This window comes from Listeria immobilis (assembly GCF_014322845.1).
GTDB lineage: Bacteria > Bacillota > Bacilli > Lactobacillales > Listeriaceae > Listeria > Listeria immobilis.
On record NZ_JAASUA010000003.1, the window covers coordinates 167,590 to 187,967 of the forward strand.

Genomic DNA, 20,378 nt, shown 5'->3' on the forward strand with positions numbered 1-20,378 from the left:
CCCGCTTCAATTGGGGCGGATTTTCTATTTTAAATTAAACAGTTTTTTAAGTGCGCTAATGCATCTTTATAAGCTTGCTCAGGATTCTCACTACGAACTCGACATTCAAAAGTTAAAAATCCGTTATAGCCGTTCTTTTTCAATTGATCAAAACTTGTTTTAAAATCAAGGCTACCGCTTCCTGGTTGATAGCGATGATTATCTGCAACATGAATGTGCCCTATCGAATCTTTATAGGTACGAAGCGCTCCTGGTATGCTGTCTTCCTCAATATTCATATGATAAAAATCAGCAATGATTTCAACATGCTTCAAGTTGTTTGTATCAATATATTTCTGCGCATCACTTAGTAAATTAATCATATGATCTTGATAGCGATTAAGTGGTTCAAGATAAACTTTTGTCCCTGTTTCTAAAGCAATTTTATCCAAGTACATAAGCGATTCACTTACTGCTTTAAAATCACCTGCTTGAGATCGAGGTGAAGTCATTGGTGGCAATCGATATGTGAACATCCCCCACGCTGCTGGAACAACAATCCCTTGACCGCCAACCTCTTGCAAAGCTTCAAGAATCGTTTTAATTTCTTCCAAACCATTCAATCGGCGTTCTTCAATAAAGTCACCAATCCAACCATCATAGCCGCCACACGCTGTTGAAACAGGTAATCCGGTTTTCTTAATTGCCGCTTTGACTTCTTCCAAATTTTCAACAAGTAATTTACCGTCAATTTCAAATCCTTCAAAACCCATTTCTTTTATATAAGCAAATTTTTCTTCTATATTTTCAGGAAAAAACGCTTGATTTTGTGTTCCTAATTTCATTTTTATCGCTCCTTATAAGGTAATCCCCATTTTAATACTTAAATCGGGTTCTCTATCCACGTATTTCATATAACTTTCCGCTGATTCAGCAAATGGAACTACCGGATCAATTAAATCACTACAATCTAAGTAACCATTCATAAGCAGTTCCCAACAAGTTTCTTCAATTCGCTTGCGGTCCCAACGCGGATAATCAGGGTTAGGTTCACTTGCTGCACGTGAAAAGACAATTTTTGCATTATTGAAATGTGCTTCACGACCAAGATTAAAGCCATCTGGGAAAGGTTTCGCAAAAGCGACATAGGAAATCGTCCCACCATAAGCAATCCCGCGAAGTGCTGCTTGAAGTGCCGCAGAATTACCACTTGTTTCAATAATAGAATCTGCACCAAGTTTACCAGTAAGTCGTTTTACTTCTAGACCAACATCTGTATTAATCGGATCAAAAGTAGCGTCTGCACCGTGTTTCTCTGCAATTTCACGGCGATGGCTAAGTGGGTCTACGCCAATAACAATACTTGCTCCAGCTTTCTTTGCTAGTTGAATCGCAATTTGCCCGATTGCTCCTAGCCCCACAACGACAACATAATCACCCGCACGAACATGGGCATCACGTACACCGCTCATTGCAAATTGGGCCGGATCATAACAAACTGCATTTTTCCAATTAGCACCTTTTGGCATTTTGCGTAGTTTATAATTATCGACAGCCTTCACAATTACTGTTTCCATAATTGGCCCGTAAGAACAAACAATATCGCCAAGCTCATATTCCGTCACTTTACTACCAAGTTCCGTGATTTCACCAACAACCATATTTCCAAGCTGGAACTCGCCAAAGACAATACCTCGTGCGCTATTTGTTTCACGTGGAACAAATAGATTCCATTCTGGTGAAAACTCTTCATCAATAAAAGGACTAATTCCACGGAAATCCACTACTTCTGTTCCATGTTTTGGAGAAGCGAATTGCACTTTAATTTTTACTTCATCTTCTAAAACTTCCCGGTCAAAATACTCTACTAATTCTGCCACGCGCGGTGCAGTTGCAACTAATTTTTTCATTTATATAAACTTCCTTTCTTATCCTTTAACTCCGCCATCAGTTAAGTTTCCTTTAATAAATCTTTCTGAAATTGCGTACATAATAACAACTGGTAGCGCCGTAACAAGCGATGCCGCCATCATTCTACCCCAAATGTAGTCTGGTGTACTAAAGAGTGTGTTAAGTCCAATTGGTAATGTGAATTTCTCTGAGCTTGATAAGAATATCGAAGCAAACAGATAGTCATTCCAAGCAACCATAAAGCAATATACAAACACTGATACAATACCTGAAATCGCTAGCGGTACAATAATCCGCAAAATTATCTGGAATCGGTTCAGCCCGTCCATCATTGCAGCTTCTTCAATATCAGTTGGAATTGTATCAAAATAACTTTTCAACATAAATACTGCTGTTGGAAGTGTTTGTACAACCATCGTGATAATTAAAGCTGTTTCCGTATCATATAAACCTAAACTTGAAATAATTTTAAATAAAGGAACAATTAATAAAATCCCTGAAAACATATAAACTGTATAAAAACTTGCATTAATCGTAATTCGCCCTTTAAAGCGTAATTTTGAAAGGGCATACGCGCCTAAAATCCCTAAAACAACCGCAATTCCGGCTGCAAAAACCGAAACGATTAAACTGTTTTTAAAATAGGTTACAAACGGAAAAATATCCGGGTTAAAAATATCTATATAGTGTTGGAAAGTGAAATCCTTTGGAAAAAATGTTGGATGTGTCGAAATGGCCTCTTTGCTGCTTTTAAAAGAAGTCATTAACATAATCAAAAATGGGAACAAGGTAATACATAAAAATGCAACCATCGTCACATAAAAGGCGATTTTCTTTGTTCTTTTTGACTTTTTACTACTTACTGCCATTCAAATCCACCCGCTTTCTTGCAAAAATAATCACAACAAAAATAATGACAAATAATATCACAGAAATCGCTGCTGCTTTTCCTAAATCATTGAATGCGAATGCTGTTTTATATAAATAAACTCCAAGGATATTTACTTTATTCGTGAGTAAGTATACATCGGTAAACATATAGAACATCCAAATCGCCCGAAGCGTAATAACTGTTGCTAAAACCGGCATAATTGCTGGCAAAGTAACGATTTTGAATTTATCCCAAATGTTCGCTCCGTCCATATCAGCCGCCTCATAAAGCGACTTATCGACCGTTTGCAAAATTGCCAAAAACGAAATAAATGCATAAGGAAAATAACGCCATATCGCAAAAAATGTTACTAAAAAGAAACTAGAAACTGGATTATCAAACCATAGTGGTGCTTCTTTAAATAGATGAAGTACGTCCACTGTCATAAAATTAATCACGCCATATCCATTGTTAAACATATATTTCCATGCAAAAATCAGGGAAATAGATGGTGTTACATAAGATAAAATAATTAGCGATCGAGCTGTCTTTCTAAACCTAAATTCACGGTTAAAGAATATCGCCACAAGCAGTCCCATCCCAGTGCTTCCGACTACTACAAGCGCTGTATACGCTATTGTCAATCCTAATGATTTATAAAACTCTGGGTCTTTTAAAATGTCGATATAATTTTGTAAACCAATAAAGATTGATTTAATATTCGGGTTAAGCGGCATATCTAAAAAACTGATATGGATATTAGAAATCATCGGGTATAAAACCAGTGCCGCCAGTAAAACAAAACTTGGTGCGAGTAAAATCATTGCTAACTTAAAGTCTGATCTTTTATATACTTTCGTTTTCATAATGCCTCCTTAAATCAAAAAGCGACGTACTAGACTGTCAAAAAAGACGGGGAGAAACCTATATTCTCCCCGCTATTTTATTAATTACCTTCTTCGGCTTTTTTCTGCGCAGCTTTTAGATCATCTGAAACATCCCCGCCGCCAACAGTTACATTATTAACCATTTGGGCAATAATTCCTGAACTAGTAATATCTCCCATTTTCGTGAAGTTTTTACCGTCAACAAGCCCAAAAACTTGGATGTCATTGAAAGAAGCTGCAATTTCATTCGGAAGATCTCCAAACGATTTAATTACTTCATTTTCTTTGTAAGCTTTTTGTTCTACTACTTCTTTATTTACTGGTTGAGCGCCACCTGGAGACATAAGTACCCAAGTTGTCATATTTTTTGGTTCTGATAGATATTCAATAAATTTCTTTGTTGCTTTCTTCTGTTCATCATCTAAACCAGCTGAGATAGTTAAGCCAGAAACTGTTCCATAAACTGCTTTCTCTTTTTCTTCTGGAATGGCGAATCCAATATTAGATGGATCTCCTTCTTCATAGACTGACGGAAGAATATACGTAGAATACATTGCCATTGGAACCGTTCCATTCATAAACGCGTCCTTAATTTCTGTTACGTCATTAGAGCCGGGCATTGTATAAGCTGATAGATCTTTATAGTATTGCAAAGCTTCTTTCATTTCTGGTGTATCAATAGTTATATCGCCTTTTTTATCTAAAACGTTTGCTTTGTTAGAAAGGGCGAACTGTGAAAATGCTTGCTCACTAATTGTGCTTTCGGCAGTTGGAATTGCAATGCCATATTTTTTATCTGCTTTGTTTGTGAATTTTTTTGCTACTTTTTCAACATCAGCCCAGCTTTTAGGTTCTTCAAATCCAGCATCACTAAGTGCTTTTTTGTTATACCAAATACCTTGAATCCAACCACTTAGAGGAACTGCAATATAGCTGTCACCATCTTCAGAGCGAACTAGGTTAGTTGCGCCTTCATAGTAGTTATCTTCTCCCACGGATTTAATAACATCTTTTACTGCATCTTGATCAATTAGTTCATCTTTATCCATTACTTTAGCAAAATCTTGACTTACTTCCATTACTGCTGGAAGTTTACCAGAACGAGCAAGCGTTACTACTTTTGTATTAAAAGCATCTTCCTCTACTGGAATTTGTTTTACTTTAATTTTTGGATTTTCTTTTTCAAAATCAGCAATTAATTTTTTAATAACATCTAAACGTTCTTTTTCAACAGATGAATGCATAAATTCAATCGTTACTTCACCGCTACTACTACCGCTAGAACTTTTCCCTCCACATGCAGCGAGTATCGCACTTAGAACCAACACAACAACAAGTAATCCAAGACTCTTTTTCTTCATTTTTGTTCCTCCCTGTAATTTTTGGTTTTTAGCCAGCAGAATTCGTAGCCACTAAGTTTTATGGAATCGCTCCCAGTTATAGTGGAGTTTGTATAGATATTTGTATAAACGCCGCTGTCTAGTGAGTAATCTACTTCCTTCTCAGATAAATTATGAATCAATATAAGAGATTCTGTTCCTGCCGATCTTTTGATAACAAACAACTCTGCAGGAGAATCGATAACTTCCATCTCAATTTCTGGATGGAAAAGTGATTCCATTTTTCGTACATTAATCAGTTTTGTTAATGCTTCATAAGTCTCTTTTCGTAAAGAGCCATTCTCTTCTAATTCAGCTGTAATTTCAGCTAAATCATATTTTTTTCTATTAATGGAACGATTTTGACCTGTTTTTAAAGCTCCAGCAGTATCATTTCTACTACCTAAAATACTTTGAATATAAACAGCTGGAACACCTGGTATTGCCATTAATATTGCATGTGCCACTACAAAACGATGTAATCTAGTTGCATCACTATCAGTTTGTTTACTTAGCGCATCCATATATGTCACATTTATTTCATAAGGACTTTTAGAACCATCCGGATTCTGTTTATATGAAACTAATGCACCTTCTTGTTCAAGATCATTCACTAATGCCAAAATTTCTGCTTCTGGTATAATTCCGCGAACTGGATTTAGACCAATACCATCATGAGAAGCAAGGAAATTAAAGAATGTTCGCTTACCCTCTGGCAATTCCAATTCTCTAGCCCAATTACTTAAAAATTCTGCATTGCCATGATGAATCCCATGTAATACTAGTGGCGGAAGTGGAAATTGGTAAACCATGTGCGCTTCTTTTTCTTCGTTTCCAAAATAGCTAATATTATCTACATGTGGCACATTGGTTTCCGTAATAATAATTGTCCCGGGAGCCGCCATATCTACCAAATCTCTAAATAATTTCACAATTTCATGCGTTTCTTCTAAATGAATCGAGCTAGTTCCAGGCACTTTCCACATAAAACCAACTGCATCAAGCCGCACATATTCTGCTCCCTGCTCCAAATAAAACAACAACACATCAACCATCTTATAAAGTACTTCTGGATTTGCAAAATTTAAATCAATCTGATCTTCACTAAAAGTCGTCCAAATGTACTTCTCTTCCCCAGATGCAAACTTAAATGGAGTAAGTACAGGCGTGGCACGTGGCCGAGTTACCGAACTAAGGTCTGTTTTTGGATCCATCTCCACGAAAAAGTTCGCAAATTCAGGATCATCTGCCAAATATCGCTTAAACCAGTCGCTTTTCGCTGACATGTGATTACAAACAAAATCAAACATTAATCGCGCTGATTTTTCCATTTCACGAATATCCGACCAATCACCAAGTTTAGGATTTACCTGCTTATAATCAATCACTGAAAATCCATCATCCGACGAGTATGGGTAAAATGGCAAAAAATGAACTAACTCAAAAACAGATTTTAAATAACCATCATACATTTTCTTAAAACTTGTTAATGTTTTTTTTGATTCTTCCTGAAACTGGTCTCCATATGTAATTAAAACAATATCTTTCTCATCCCACTTGTTTTTACGTGTTAACTTTTGTTCTTTCGTTTCATTTACTCGCGCTTCGATTCTTACTGCTAAACTGTCCACCACATCTTCCGGATATAATCGCGAAAGGCGTTTTCTTAAATTTGTCATTATATACCTCCTAACCGGGAGCGCTCCCACAAAAAGAATTATAGTATGGAAAGCGCTTTCTGTCAAACACAATTTTAAATTGTTTTTTTGATATGTTGATATAGAAGTGTTTTGAAAGCACTATAGCCTCTAGTTGGACTTTTTCTTAAAAATTGAGTAAGATAAACAGGGATAATAATGACCGGAACCGATACCGGAACGATAAATAGAGAAAGGAAGATGACCTTGGCAGCAACCATTTATGATATAGCAAAACACGCGGGAGTTTCAAAATCAACGGTATCAAGAGTACTAAATAATCAAGCGAACATTTCCAAAGAATCACGAAGAAAAGTACTAGAAGCTATTGATGAACTTAATTATCAACCAAGTAAATTGGCACGTGCCCTTACTTCTTCTGGATTTGATGCTATTATGGTTATTTCAAATCGCTCTACTACTACAACTACTGGGAATCCTTTCTTTTCAGAAATAATTCAATCCATTTCCACTCAAGCTGAGTTGGAAAATTTTGATTTAATCCTTCAAACAGCTAAAAATAGCGAAGATGAACTTAAAAAATGCCTTTCTAAAATCCAAGAAAAAATGATTAAAGGTATCATAATGCTTAGTTCCCCCGCTGACGAAGATTTTTTTCATCAATTAGATCCTTATAACATTCCTATCGTTGTTACTGGAAAAGTAGAAGGGAGTTATAAAAATATCTACTCTGTTGATACCGACAATTTTGGTGACAGCTATGCACTAACCAAACATTTAATTAATCAAGGACATAAAAAAATTGCTTGTATTCATGCACCGCTCAACTATCATGTTTCTATTGATCGCCTTGCTGGTTTCCGCAGTTGTCTTTTTGATCATCAATTAGATCTTCGTAATGACTGGATTATTGATAGTGGTTATAGTATTGAAGACAGTTACAGCGCCGCACTACGCTTAATGGAAGGGTCTGATAAACCAACCGCCGTTTTTGCAACAGATGATTTAAAAGTGCTTAGTATTTACAAAATGGCTGCAGACAGAGACTTACAAATTCCTACAAATCTCTCTGTTATCGGTTATAATGATAAAGTAGCGTCATCATTTCTATCACCGCCACTTACATCAATTGATATACCCATAAATAAATTAGGAAAAAAAGCGACTACATTACTATTCCGCCTTATTCATCAGGATAAAAACGTACCAAAAACAACGATTATTAAAACAGAAATGATAGAACGTGACTCTATTCAGAAAATAAATAGCTAATGTTATTTTCTGAATTTACTTTGTGGTCCTGTAGCTCAGTTGGGAGAGTATCACCTTGACATGGTGGGGGTCGCTGGTTCGAGACCAGTCGGGACCATTTTATAACAGCAAAAAACCCGCATGATAAAAATTCAATTATCATGCGGGTTTTTTTATTTAAATAACTTACCAATTTTCTTAAAAATGCTATCCTCAATAATATCAATTCCAATACCCCAATTGCTATTAAGAATCTCTTTATTCACTTTCACATAGTCTTTCAAAACTTCTCCTGAAATAGTGAGGTTATGATATGGTTTATACTCCAAATAAGTAGAAGCACCATTTTTCATGATTTTCTTCGTAACGCGATGTTGCAGATACTTAGAATTAATATCACATTCTTGCCGCGTAAATGATTCTTGCTGATCAATAGACTTATCTGTTGTCAAATGAATCTCCATTTTAATAACATTGCGATCCACCCAGTACGGGAAATCTTTGTGGAAATGTTTTTCAGCTCCATCATCAATGAAATTACCCCAATTCCAGTAGTGTAAGAAACGGTTTTTATTTTCTACAATATAAGGATCAGAAATAGTCGCTTTATATATGATTGAAAGCTCATTTAATTCTTTATTATCTTCCACTATTTTAATTGATTCATCGCTAAAATATTTATCAATCTCATTTTCTTCATATTTTTTGTATAAAGTCATATTGCTATATGTGGCAAAATTATAACGATTGATAATATCTTTAATTGAGTCATTTTTAAACATTTCACGCGAGCCATTAGCCATTCTGCCGCGTAACTTTCTTTCAAAAGTAACATACCCTTTGTTTTCTTTGACATCACATCGAACAATTTCTTCCACAGATGGCACTTGATCTTGAAATGGCTCTTGTTTTTGTAATTCCGTACCTTCTTTAATTTCTAAATAATACATAAAGCTATTTTTCTGACGGTTTTCTAAAAATCCCTGGTCATTATTGATTGTCGCATCCACAAAATAAACTTGATTTTCATAATTAATTTTTAAAATCGCGTGGTTAAAATTGAACGGGGACGGCGCATAGACAGGTAAAAAGATATCTCTATCATAACTAACCAAAATAAACTCTGAATCTACTCCCAAATAATCTAATAATACTTTTAATAAGAGGGTTTTCGCCTTACAATCACCTTGTTTCGTATTGTAAGTAACTTCTGCCGGTTGAGGTTCATGCCCATCCATTTCCGCTTCATTATATAAATAGTAAACTTCCTTTTGAACAAAATCGATAGCATGTCGGATTTTATGTTGTAAAGAAGGTAATTCATCTAATTCAGCAATGAAATCAGCTGCAAAATCAGTTACATCCACTTGATAGAATTTTTGATATAAATCACTAACAGTTTTCGTTATTTCTGGATACGTTTTTTGTGTCGTAAAATCAATAAATGGTAAAAGTTCCAATTCATTTGGATCTTTTCCAATATAAGAATTTTTTTCAATAACATATGACTTTTGATTTTCAACTATTTCTCGCTCTTTTTCTATAATTTTTCCTTCATCATCACGGAAATAATTGTAATTTACCTCTAATTGTTGCCCAGTTTCATTTTTTAACTCAAAACGGTATTTCCCATACGCCCAGTACGAGTTTGGATACGTATAAATCCAACGGAAAAATTGATTACGAATGCTATCTTCTTGATATTTCAGCTCGGTTGATGTTTCAATAATAAAAATATCATTTAAATGCAAATCGCGAATTAAAACGGTCACTTTCTTTTCATCATTAAAACTAGCTTGATTTTCATCGCGTACATAATCTAACACTTTCACATTTATATCATTTAATTTATCAATTACTTTCCCATCACGAACAACAGATAAAGTATGAATATAAAGCACTTCATCTTCCGCTAAAATAAAATTAGATTTTGCTGCCGAATTTAACATATTGGGATCATTTAAAGTATAAGCCATTGATGTATAGCTAGTTCGTGAATTTGGTTTTGCTGTTTCCACCATATCACACCAAAAACAATAATCTCGTTCTTGTGCAATTTGAGCTTGATAAAAATCTGTTTGTTGCGTCTTTAACCAAGCATCAATATTTTCTTGTTTGGTTTTATCAGAACTTAAATCCGAATTCACAAAATAATAATTTTTTTCCATAGTAGGACTCCTCATATGATATTTTTTCTTTTGACCTTCTTATTTTAACAATAATTAAGGGGCATAAACAAGGACATAACGACAAATTTATAGTTTTCTTACTTGAATTATTGATATTTTAGTGAATATTTCGCCACATTTTAAAAAAGCAATCCCTTTCAACTAGGATTACTTTTTTCAGGCTATTTATTTAACCAAGAAAATAATTTTACATCTTGGTATTCAGTCCCAATTTTCTCATAATCTTGAAGTAGCCCTTCTTCTTGAAAACCCAGTTTTTCAAGCAAACTAATGGATGCTTCATTTCGGGGGTCCACTTTTGCTTCCATTCGATGCAAATTAAATGATTCTATTCCCCATTTCATCAAGGATTGTACCGCTTCTGTTGCATAACCATGCTTCCAAAAACGCATTCCCAAATCATAAGCAATTTCTGCACGCTGGTTCTCATGATCAATATAATTAAAACCACAAGTACCAATAATTTCTCCCGTTGCTTGTAAAATAATAAACAACGGAGTGCTTTACCTTCTATTTCTAACTGTCTAAGCATCCGTATCATTTCTTCCACTGGCTGTAAACTTTGGAAAGGCTCAATATTCATATATCTAGTCACTGAATCATCGGACCAATAACCAAATAAAATTTCCGTATCTGCTAAAGTCATTTCACTTAAAAAAAGTCGTTCTGTTTTTACCATTTGCTTTCGATTTTCCATAGGATAACCTCCGACCAATTAATAAAAAGAGCTTATCAAATCCCATCGCTAAAGTAAAATGTTTCACGTGAAACATTTTATTTATAAACAACCTCAAACTCTTCACAAACAACAAGAACATCTTCGTTAAAATCTATTCCAAGTTCAACCGACTCATTTGTGAAAAAATCAGTATGTACTTTTCGCCAATATTCAAGTGTTCTGTCCCCTTCACCTTCTAAATAAGCAAATCTCTCAGAAACTTCATTAAATGGCATAATTGTTACATCCACTAGTTTTATTATCCCCATCGCCTCTTCTTCGCCATCTAAAATAACAACATAAGAACCAACAGATGGCATTGTTTCTCCACCTTGGTCATACCAATAAAACAAGCTGCTAGTTCCTGTTTTTGTGCCCGCCATTACAAGTTCCCCAAGTTCATTTGCCATTTCAGCTGAATCTCCAAATGCCCATGCCTCAAATTTATTTGAAACTTCCCGATTTTTTGCTCGATAGTCTTGCCACATTTTATTTACTGAATCTTTATACTTTTCCACCTAAATTTCCTCCTAAAAAAAGACCGAGGTTCCTGAAAACCCCAGTCTAAAACTTTATTTTCTTACGGGTTTAATCACAATATAACGATAAGGATCTCGACCTTCAGAATGTGTTTCAATTTGTTCATTTTCACTTAAAATAGCATGAATTATTTTTCTTTCAAAAGAAGGCATTGGCTCCAAATGAACCGCACGCTTCGTTTTAACAGCTTTATCTGCCATTTTATTAGCTAAAAGTGCTAAAGTTTCATGACGTCGTTCTCGGTAATCACCAACATTAACAATAATATTTTTGTATTGACTAGTAGTTTTATTTGCAATTAATTGGGTTAAATATTGAAGCGCATTAAGTGTTTGACCGTGTTTCCCAATCAACATACCTAAGCTTTCTCCTTTAATTTGTAACTTCACATCTTTACCAGCTTCTTCTACATCAATGGTAATTTCAGCGCCCATTTTTGTTGCAACATCTAAAAGATAATCAATTGCTACTTGAATTCCATCTTCTTTTTCAATTACTTTTACCATGGCTAATCTGGAGCCAATTCCGAAAATACCTTTTTTACCTTCATCAAGAATCTCTACTTCCACTTTATCACGTGTCGTTTCTAGACTAGTAAGGGCATTTTGAATGGCTTCTTCGACCGTTGAACCTTGTGCTGTTAAATCTCTCACTTTCTTTTCTTACCTCCTTTTTTGGAAGCTTTCATGTTCGCCGCTTTTTTCTTTAAACGTTCTTCTTCTAGTTGAGCAGCAGCAAGTGCCTCCTGTTCGCGTTTATTTTTAAAAGGATTATTAATTAAAAGTGTTTGGAATACGGTGAATATGTTACCGATAATCCAGTAAAGTGCAAGTGCAGATGGTAAAGTGATACCCATAAATAGAATCATTACTGGCATAATGTAAATAATCATTGCCATTGATTTATTTTGCTGTGTTTGTCCCATCATTGAAATTTTTGATGATGCAAAGGTTGTTAATGCTGCGATAATTGGTAAAATATAGTACGGATCCGGGCTACCTAATTGCATCCATAAGAAGGTATCTGTCTTAATTTCTGCTGTTCTACTAATTGCTTGATAAAAACCTAATAAAATAGGCATTTGAATTAGTAATGGTAAACAACCCATCATTGGATTTACGCTATTTTCTTGATATAGACGCATTGTTTCTTGTTGTAATTTTTGTTTTGTTTCATTATCTTTAGATGCATATTTCGTTTGTAACTCTTTGATTTTTGGTTGTAAGTTGGTCATGGCTTTTTGGCTCTTCAGTTGTTTCACCATTAAAGGCATGATTAGTAGTCGAATTAAAATCGTAACAACGATAATTCCGACAGCATAACTTCCCCCAAATAAATCAGAGAACCAAGTAATAACCCAAGATAATGGAAAGACAATATAATGACTCCAAAATCCTGTTGAATCTTTTGTAATAGGATCCGTTGAATAGCCACAACCCGAAAGTACAGCCATTAATCCAATTACCAGACTTGCGATGAGCAATTTCTGTTTGAATCGCTTTTTCTTCTTCAAATTGATGTAACCTCCCATTTCGCCTTTTTCAAATTTCCACTCATTTTGAATTGTTTGTTTTTTGTTTTAAAACACGTCCTACTTTTAAAACATGTATCAAACTTTTCTTTACTTCATGAAAATCCATATTGGCCGCCGGTTTTCTGGCGATGATAATATATTCATTTTCAGGGTTAATCTGCTCTTCTAGTTCATGAAAAGATTGTCTTATGTAACGTTTTATTCTATTGCGACAGACAGCGTTTCCAATTTTTTTACTAACCGATAGACCAATCCGAAAATGATCCTTGCCTTCTTGCTTTAAAGTATAAACAACAAATTGACGGTTAGCAAAAGATTTTCCTCTTCGGAATACTTTTTGAAAATCGTCATTTTTTTTAATTCTATATTTTTTTTTCATATATTCTCCATCTTCTAACATATCTTAATATCAGGCTGTTTGACTCAGTCGTTTCTTACTATCTCAAAAAAAAAACCACTGAGTCGTTTTCAGTGGTCTACGCAGATAAAACTTTTCTTCCTTTACGACGACGACTTGCTAAAACTCTACGTCCGTTTTTAGTACTCATACGCGTACGGAAACCATGTACTTTTTTTCTTTTACGTTTACTTGGTTGATATGTTCTTTTCATTAATTACACCTCCCATAAAAGGGTCCAATCGAATTTATCTATTAGACAGTCTTAGATATTGTACGTGAACTAGTCTTTTTTGTCAATACTACTTAGACGAATTGCTATTTAGACTCCGCTCATTATCATATCATATTTTTAAAGCGAGAAACACTATTTTTCAAAATTTATTGTGTTAAATAAAGATATTTTTCTCTACTAGTATCCGGAATAACAATTTTTCTTCCGGAAACCTCTACTAAATACCTTGCAAACTCCCCTATTTTCTCAAACTCAGCTGGATATTCAAATTTTAACTTTTTATCAATTAAATAGTTATCTACATAATGACTTGTTTCTGGTTGAAAAGATAATAACCCTTCTATAAAACGAATTACTTTGGTGAATTTCGGAATCTCACTTTCTTCTTCCAGATCTGTAAAATGAAAAAACATTGTATGAATATGATTTTTCTTAATATTTACTGCAAAAGCTTCTTTATCAATATTACTTCTTGCAAATACTGTAAAATCATCAATTTTGGCTGGCCCGCGTTTATCATAAATTAACAAATAACCAAATACATCTTCAATATTGTCGTTTTGAATGACACGATAAAATTCTATATCTCTTGTTTTCAAAAGTCGTTGAAATATCATTTTACACAACCTCATCTTTTTCTCATTTTTTTCTTTTCTGTTACATAGTTTAACACATTGTCACAATGAAATCTTTTCCTAGAAGGTGTGGATAACTACCTGTTTTAGGCTTTTTATTGTGGATAACACTATATTTGAGTGCTACTTTATACACAATAAGTGGTAACTTACACACAATGACTTGTGGATAATTAAATCTAACAATTTCGTTACAGTTTTCTTTACACACAAGTTATACACAAGTTAACTGGCTGTGGACAACCGTTTTTCACATCTGGACAATTTTGTGGATAAATTTGGTAAGTCCTTGCTATCAGAGTGATTTTCTGATATTATAATTCCTGTCGAATAGAAATTTAGCTGGGGAAAAATAAAGTTATCCACAATACATTTTCGCTTTGTGGATAATTTTTTAACAGTCATTGGATAACCTTATCCACGGCTTTTTCTATCTGTGGATAACTTTAAAACATCCATTTACATTACATAACAAAGGGGGGATACTGGTGCAATCAATTGAAGACATCTGGCAGGAAACACTGCAAATTGTCAAAAAAAATATGAGTAAACCAAGTTACGATACATGGATGAAATCAACAACGGCTCATTCATTAGAAGGTAACACGTTTATTATTTCAGCGCCCAATAATTTTGTTCGCGATTGGCTAGAAAAAAGCTATACACAATTTATCGCTAACATTTTACAAGAAATAACTGGTCGCTTATTTGATGTCCGCTTTATTGATGGGGAGCAGGAAGAGAACTTTGAATACACTGTGATAAAACCGAGTCCAGCACTTGATGAAGATGGTATTGAAATTGGTAAACATATGCTTAATCCGCGTTATGTTTTTGATACTTTTGTCATTGGTTCTGGAAATAGGTTTGCACATGCAGCATCACTTGCCGTAGCCGAAGCACCAGCAAAAGCATATAATCCACTCTTCATTTATGGAGGAGTAGGTCTTGGAAAAACACATTTAATGCACGCAGTTGGTCACTATGTTCAACAACATAAAGATAATGCTAAAGTAATGTACCTTTCTAGTGAAAAATTTACCAATGAGTTTATTAGCTCAATTCGAGATAATAAAACCGAAGAATTTCGTACAAAATATCGTAATGTCGATGTTTTACTTATTGATGATATTCAATTTTTAGCTGGTAAAGAAGGAACACAGGAAGAATTTTTCCATACTTTTAATACACTTTATGATGAACAAAAACAAATTATTATCTCCAGTGATCGACCACCAAAAGAAATTCCAACATTGGAAGATCGACTTAGATCTCGCTTTGAATGGGGCTTAATCACTGATATTACGCCACCAGACTTAGAAACGCGGATTGCTATTTTGCGTAAAAAAGCAAAAGCAGATGGCCTTGATATTCCAAATGAAGTCATGCTTTACATTGCAAACCAAATTGATTCAAATATTCGCGAGCTAGAAGGCGCACTTATTCGAGTAGTTGCTTATTCTTCACTTGTTAATAAAGACATCACTGCTGGTCTTGCAGCGGAAGCACTAAAAGATATTATTCCCTCTTCTAAATCACAAGTTATTACAATTAGTGGTATACAAGAAACAGTGGGCGAATATTTCCATGTTCGTTTGGAAGATTTTAAAGCAAAAAAACGGACGAAAAGTATTGCTTTCCCGCGCCAAATTGCTATGTATCTTTCCAGAGAGCTTACCGATGCTTCTTTACCAAAAATTGGTGATGAATTTGGAGGGCGCGATCATACAACCGTCATCCATGCACACGAAAAAATATCACAACTACTAAAAACCGACCAAGTGTTGAAAAATGACCTTGCTGAAATTGAAAAAAATTTAAGAAAAGCACAAAATATGTTTTAATAGACCTGTGTACAATGTGGATAACTGAAACATACTTACCCACAAGTTATCAACATGTGGAAAACTTTATGTTGCATGGCTTAAAACCTACTTATCCACAAATCCACAGCGCCTATTACTATTACTACGATTTTTTATTAATTAATTAAAGGTTTTTGAGGATTTACAAAATATATAAAAATGGGGGATACTCATGAAATTTGTTATTGAGCGTGATCGTCTTGTCCAAGCAGTCAATGAAGTTACTCGTGCCATCTCTGCAAGAACAACGATTCCAATTCTAACGGGGATAAAAATAGTTGTAAATGATGAAGGAGTTACATTAACAGGTAGTGATTCCGATATTTCCATCGAAGCATTTATTCCATTAATTGAAAATGATGAAGTAATTGTAGAAGTAGAAAGTTTTGGAGGAATTGTTCTTCAATCCAAATACTTTGGTGATATTGTTCGTCGTTTGCCAGAAGAAAATGTAGAAATTGAAGTTACAACAAATTATCAAACCAACATTAGTTCTGGTCAAGCATCCTTTACACTAAATGGTTTGGATCCAATGGAATATCCTAAGTTACCAGAAGTAACAGATGGTAAAAATATTAAAATTCCAATTAATGTACTTAAAAATATTATTAGACAAACTGTATTTGCAGTTTCTGCTATTGAAGTTCGCCCTGTTCTTACTGGTGTGAACTGGATTATTAAAGAAAATAAACTTAGTGCAGTTGCAACAGATAGTCACCGCCTTGCATTACGTGAAATTCCTCTAGAAACAGACATTGATGAAGAATATAACATTGTTATTCCAGGAAAAAGCTTAGCAGAACTAAATAAAATTTTAGATGATGCAAGTGAATCTATTGAAATGACACTAGCTAATAATCAAATCCTTTTTAAATTAAAAGATTTATTATTCTATTCTCGTTTACTTGAAGGTAGTTATCCAGATACATCGCGTTTAATTCCTACAGATACGAAATCTGAATTAGTTATTAATTCCAAAGCATTTTTACAAGCGATTGATCGTGCTTCCCTACTTGCTCGCGAAAATCGTAATAATGTAATCAAATTAATGACCCTTGAAAATGGTCAAGTGGAAGTTTCTTCTAATTCCCCTGAAGTTGGAAATGTTTCAGAAAATGTTTTCAGTCAAAGTTTCACAGGAGAAGAAATTAAAATATCTTTTAACGGTAAATATATGATGGATGCTTTACGTGCTTTCGAAGGTGATGATATTCAAATTTCCTTCTCAGGTACAATGAGACCATTTGTACTTCGACCGAAAGATGCTACTAATCCAAATGAAATTTTACAACTAATCACGCCGGTTAGAACTTACTAATCTTGCAAAAAGAAGCAAATCCGTCTTGGTTTCAAGGCGGATTTTTTTGTTATAGTACAGGTTTTGAATAACAATGTATATTTATGCAAATGGAGGTAGTACTTAACATGATGAAGGATATGACAACAGGTAATCCAACAAAATTAATCTTTTTATTTGCGATGCCCATGTTGATTGGAAACTTATTCCAACAATTTTATACGATGATTGATGCGGTTATTGTTGGTAAATTTGTTAGTGTTGATGCACTAGCAGCTGTTGGAGCGACAAACTCAGTCAATTTTTTTATGGTTTCTTTGATAATTGGACTTATGAGCGGAATTTCTGTTGTAGTTGCTCAATATTTTGGTTTTAAAGATTACAATCGCTTAAAAGATGTTATAGCTACTGCAACCTATGCGGTGGTTTTTTCGGCAATTATTTTAACGATTGCGGGTGTTTTTTTAGCAAAACCACTACTTATTTTACTTAGAACACCAGCAAATATTTTGGATGATTCTTCTATATTTTTGACTACATTATTTATCGGCATTTTACCAATGAGCTTATATAACGGAATGGCAGCAATTCTTCGGGCACTTGGAAATTCGATTACCCCACTGCTTTTTTTGATTTTATCTTCTTTAATGAATATTGCACTTGATTTTCTTTTTGTAGTACATATGCATATGGGTGTTCAGGGAGCTGCTATTGCTACTGTTCTATCCCAATCCGTTGCCGCAGTTTTAGTTATTTATTACGCCTATCGTCATGTGCCGTTTATGCGAATAGAACGAGAAAAATTCAAACTTTCTCCGCCACTTTTAAAAGAGATGGTTCGAATTGGACTTCCTTCTGGCTTGCAAGGATCATTTATATCTATTGGAAATATGGCACTTCAAAGCTTAATTAATGGTTTTGGTTCTTCTGTTGTAGCAGCCTATACTGCAGCAAGTCGAATTGATTCTCTTACATATCAACCTGGAATTGCTTTTGGCGCGGCTTCCTCTACTTTTGCTGGTCAAAATATTGGAGCAGGAAAAATAGACCGAGTTCGTGAAGGTTTTTGGTCAGGAATTAAGGTTGTAACGATAATTAGTGTGGTAATTACTATTTTAGTTCAACTTTTTGCACGGCAGTTTTTATTGTTGTTTGTGGATGCAGGAGAAACAGAAGTAATTGATATTGGTGTGAGTTATCTGTTAATAGTCTCCCTTTTCTATGTGGTTGTGGGTGTATTATTTGTTGTGCGGGAAACTTTACGCGGTACTGGAGATGCTATGGTTCCTTTAGCCATGGGGATTTTTGAACTTGTTTCTAGATTGGTCATTGGTTTTATATTATCCCTTTATATTGGTTATATTGGTCTTTGGTGGGCTACACCAGTTGCGTGGATTACAGCAACAATGCTTGGTGTTTGGAGATATAGAACAGGTGCTTGGAAGAAAAAAGCAGTTATTCGGCGAAAATAGCTGATTTTAGTCAAAAACGTCTCAGAAGCTCATATTTTATTTTTTTTAATAAATAATATCCCCCTATTAGTTTTATTAAAAAAAGCTGAAAAACGAATATATGAAAATATTCTTTGTATTATTGGCAAAACTTTAGTAAAATAAAAGGTAGTGATAAAAAAAGATTGGGCGTGAAATTTTTGGCTGAAACAGTAAAGATAAATAGTGAGTTCGTAACGCTTGGTCAACTTTTACAAATGATTGATGTAGTTTCAACTGGCGGAATGGCGAAAGTGTACCTAAGTGAAAATACAATTTATGTCAATGGAGAGCAAGATAATCGTCGGGGGAAAAAGCTTCGTAATGGCGATGTAGTCCTGGTTCCTGGAATTGGCAAAGTAAAAATTGAACAAGGGAAATAGCTGATGCATTTAGAAAGCATTGTTTTAAGAAATTTCCGTAATTATGAAAACTTAGAACTAGAATTTTCCCCATCTGTAAATGTTTTTCTTGGAGAGAATGCACAAGGTAAGACGAACCTTTTAGAAGCTGTGTTAATGTTAGCTCTTGCAAAATCACATCGGACAACTAATGATAAAGACTTTATTATGTGGGAAAAAGAAGAAGCTAAGATGGAAGGTCGGATAGTGAAACGCGGACAGACAGTGCCACTAGAACTTGCCATTACTCAAAAAGGTAAGCGAGCAAAAGTAAATCATTTGGAACAAAAGAAACTTAGCCAGTATGTTGGTAATTTAAATGTGGTTATTTTCGCTCCAGAAGATTTATCTCTTGTAAAAGGTGCTCCAGGAGTCAGACGACGTTTTTTGAATATGGAAATAGGGCAAATGCAGCCAATTTATTTGCATAATCTAAGTGAATATCAGCGGATTTTACAACAACGAAATCAATATTTAAAGATGTTACAAATGAAACGTAAAGTAGATCCAATTTTGCTTGATATTTTAACGGAGCAATTTGCGGATGTTGCTATTAATTTAACAAAAAGAAGAGCTGATTTCATTAAAAAATTAGAAGCTTATGCGGCACCTATTCATACCAAAATTTCGCGAGGATTAGAAACACTTAAAATCGAGTATAAAGCTTCCGTTTCGCTTAATGGTGATGATCCTGAAGTATGGAAAGCTGACCTACTCCAAAAAATGGAATCAATTAAACAAAGAGAAATCGACCGTGGTGTCACGCTTATTGGACCACATCGGGATGATTCTCTGTTTTATATTAATGGACAAAATGTGCAAGATTTCGGTTCACAAGGACAGCAGCGTACGACAGCTCTTTCAATAAAATTAGCTGAAATTGATCTTATTCATGAAGAAACTGGTGAATATCCAGTCTTACTTCTTGATGATGTCTTAAGTGAACTAGATGATTATCGTCAATCGCATTTACTTGGAGCAATCGAAGGAAAAGTACAAACCTTTGTAACAACAACAAGTATCAGCGGAATTGATCATGATACGCTTAAACAAGCAACCACTTTTCAGGTGGAAAAAGGTACAGTAAAAAAATCCTAAACTAGGTTAATATAATTTGATGAAAAAGAAAGTGCGGTGGAAT

The 20,378-nt window shown here is 34.5% G+C and carries 19 protein-coding genes, 1 tRNA gene and 1 pseudogene; 7 read left to right on the forward strand and 14 right to left on the reverse strand.

All coding sequences use genetic code 11. From position 1 onward, the window contains the following. Positions 1-29 precede the first annotated feature (29 nt). The 6 genes from HCJ45_RS05580 to HCJ45_RS05605 all read right to left on the reverse strand — a co-directional run bounded on the left by HCJ45_RS05580 (position 30) and on the right by HCJ45_RS05605 (position 6,706). Positions 30-824 (reverse strand): sugar phosphate isomerase/epimerase family protein, encoded by a 795-nt coding sequence (locus tag HCJ45_RS05580; protein WP_185380425.1) that lies wholly within the window; start codon positions 822-824, stop codon positions 30-32. Positions 825-836: 12 nt separating this feature from the next. Beyond that, the gene (locus HCJ45_RS05585) at positions 837-1,889 is read right to left on the reverse strand and encodes a zinc-dependent alcohol dehydrogenase (protein ID WP_185380426.1); all 1,053 of its coding nucleotides are present in this window, start codon (positions 1,887-1,889) and stop codon (positions 837-839) included. An 18-nt stretch (positions 1,890-1,907) separates the two neighbouring features. Then, positions 1,908-2,759: a carbohydrate ABC transporter permease gene (locus HCJ45_RS05590; RefSeq protein WP_185344284.1), complete on the reverse strand. Its 852-nt coding sequence runs from the start codon at positions 2,757-2,759 to the stop codon at positions 1,908-1,910. Next, positions 2,746-3,627 carry a carbohydrate ABC transporter permease gene (locus tag HCJ45_RS05595; RefSeq protein WP_185344286.1) on the reverse strand — a complete coding sequence of 294 codons (882 nt, stop codon included), beginning with the start codon at positions 3,625-3,627 and terminating at the stop codon, positions 2,746-2,748. The genes HCJ45_RS05590 and HCJ45_RS05595 overlap by 14 nt, the downstream gene beginning before the upstream one ends. 80 nt (positions 3,628-3,707) lie before the next feature. After that, complete coding sequence (locus HCJ45_RS05600) at positions 3,708-5,009, reverse strand: ABC transporter substrate-binding protein (protein ID WP_185344288.1); 1,302 nt, start codon at positions 5,007-5,009, stop codon at positions 3,708-3,710. Next, entirely contained in the window at positions 5,006-6,706 is a 1,701-nt protein-coding gene (locus HCJ45_RS05605) for a sugar phosphorylase (RefSeq protein ID WP_185380427.1), read from the reverse strand. The genes HCJ45_RS05600 and HCJ45_RS05605 overlap by 4 nt, the downstream gene beginning before the upstream one ends. Before the next feature lie 225 nt (positions 6,707-6,931). On the opposite strand from HCJ45_RS05605, the gene HCJ45_RS05610 reads away from it, so the two are divergent. Together HCJ45_RS05610 and HCJ45_RS05615 are read left to right on the forward strand one after the other, a co-directional pair. Continuing rightward, the gene (locus tag HCJ45_RS05610) at positions 6,932-7,957 is read left to right on the forward strand and encodes a LacI family DNA-binding transcriptional regulator (RefSeq protein WP_185380491.1); all 1,026 of its coding nucleotides are present in this window, start codon (positions 6,932-6,934) and stop codon (positions 7,955-7,957) included. Between the two features lie 24 nt (positions 7,958-7,981). Next, positions 7,982-8,054: transfer RNA gene (locus HCJ45_RS05615), tRNA-Val, on the forward strand. A 55-nt stretch (positions 8,055-8,109) separates the two neighbouring features. Here HCJ45_RS05615 and HCJ45_RS05620 read toward each other — a convergent pair. The 8 genes and pseudogenes from HCJ45_RS05620 to HCJ45_RS05655 all read right to left on the reverse strand — a co-directional run bounded on the left by HCJ45_RS05620 (position 8,110) and on the right by HCJ45_RS05655 (position 14,166). Then, a complete protein-coding gene (locus HCJ45_RS05620; protein WP_185380428.1) occupies positions 8,110-10,104 on the reverse strand; it encodes a transglutaminase family protein in 1,995 nt (664 codons plus the stop codon). A 182-nt stretch (positions 10,105-10,286) separates the two neighbouring features. Continuing rightward, positions 10,287-10,822, reverse strand: a pseudogene (locus tag HCJ45_RS05625) (GNAT family N-acetyltransferase). 77 nt (positions 10,823-10,899) lie between these two features. Beyond that, positions 10,900-11,361: an ASCH domain-containing protein gene (locus HCJ45_RS05630; RefSeq protein ID WP_185344296.1), complete on the reverse strand. Its 462-nt coding sequence runs from the start codon at positions 11,359-11,361 to the stop codon at positions 10,900-10,902. Positions 11,362-11,415: 54 nt separating this feature from the next. Further along, positions 11,416-12,036: an RNA-binding cell elongation regulator Jag/EloR gene (gene jag / locus HCJ45_RS05635; RefSeq protein WP_185344298.1), complete on the reverse strand. Its 621-nt coding sequence runs from the start codon at positions 12,034-12,036 to the stop codon at positions 11,416-11,418. Continuing rightward, complete coding sequence (gene yidC / locus HCJ45_RS05640; protein WP_185344300.1) at positions 12,033-12,896, reverse strand: membrane protein insertase YidC; 864 nt, start codon at positions 12,894-12,896, stop codon at positions 12,033-12,035. The genes jag and yidC overlap by 4 nt, the downstream gene beginning before the upstream one ends. Before the next feature lie 40 nt (positions 12,897-12,936). Next, the gene (gene rnpA / locus HCJ45_RS05645; protein WP_185344302.1) at positions 12,937-13,296 is read right to left on the reverse strand and encodes a ribonuclease P protein component; all 360 of its coding nucleotides are present in this window, start codon (positions 13,294-13,296) and stop codon (positions 12,937-12,939) included. 97 nt (positions 13,297-13,393) lie between these two features. Then, positions 13,394-13,528: a 50S ribosomal protein L34 gene (rpmH, locus tag HCJ45_RS05650; protein WP_003718062.1), complete on the reverse strand. Its 135-nt coding sequence runs from the start codon at positions 13,526-13,528 to the stop codon at positions 13,394-13,396. Positions 13,529-13,695: 167 nt separating this feature from the next. Beyond that, a complete protein-coding gene (locus tag HCJ45_RS05655; protein WP_185344304.1) occupies positions 13,696-14,166 on the reverse strand; it encodes a hypothetical protein in 471 nt (156 codons plus the stop codon). Positions 14,167-14,672: 506 nt separating this feature from the next. Here HCJ45_RS05655 and dnaA point away from each other — a divergent pair. The 5 genes from dnaA (at position 14,673) to recF (ending at position 20,335) form a co-directional block, all read left to right on the forward strand. Further along, entirely contained in the window at positions 14,673-16,028 is a 1,356-nt protein-coding gene (gene dnaA, locus HCJ45_RS05660) for a chromosomal replication initiator protein DnaA (protein WP_012984572.1), read from the forward strand. Between the two features lie 193 nt (positions 16,029-16,221). Further along, positions 16,222-17,367, forward strand: a complete 1,146-nt coding sequence (gene dnaN / locus HCJ45_RS05665) for a DNA polymerase III subunit beta (RefSeq protein ID WP_185344306.1) — start codon at positions 16,222-16,224, stop codon at positions 17,365-17,367. Positions 17,368-17,474: 107 nt separating this feature from the next. After that, positions 17,475-18,818, forward strand: coding sequence for an MATE family efflux transporter (locus HCJ45_RS05670; RefSeq protein ID WP_185344308.1), 1,344 nt, complete (start codon positions 17,475-17,477; stop codon positions 18,816-18,818). A gap of 179 nt (positions 18,819-18,997) precedes the next feature. Next, entirely contained in the window at positions 18,998-19,219 is a 222-nt protein-coding gene (gene yaaA, locus HCJ45_RS05675; protein ID WP_185380429.1) for a S4 domain-containing protein YaaA, read from the forward strand. Between the two features lie 3 nt (positions 19,220-19,222). Further along, positions 19,223-20,335, forward strand: coding sequence for a DNA replication/repair protein RecF (gene recF, locus HCJ45_RS05680; protein WP_185344310.1), 1,113 nt, complete (start codon positions 19,223-19,225; stop codon positions 20,333-20,335). Positions 20,336-20,378: the final 43 nt, after the last annotated feature.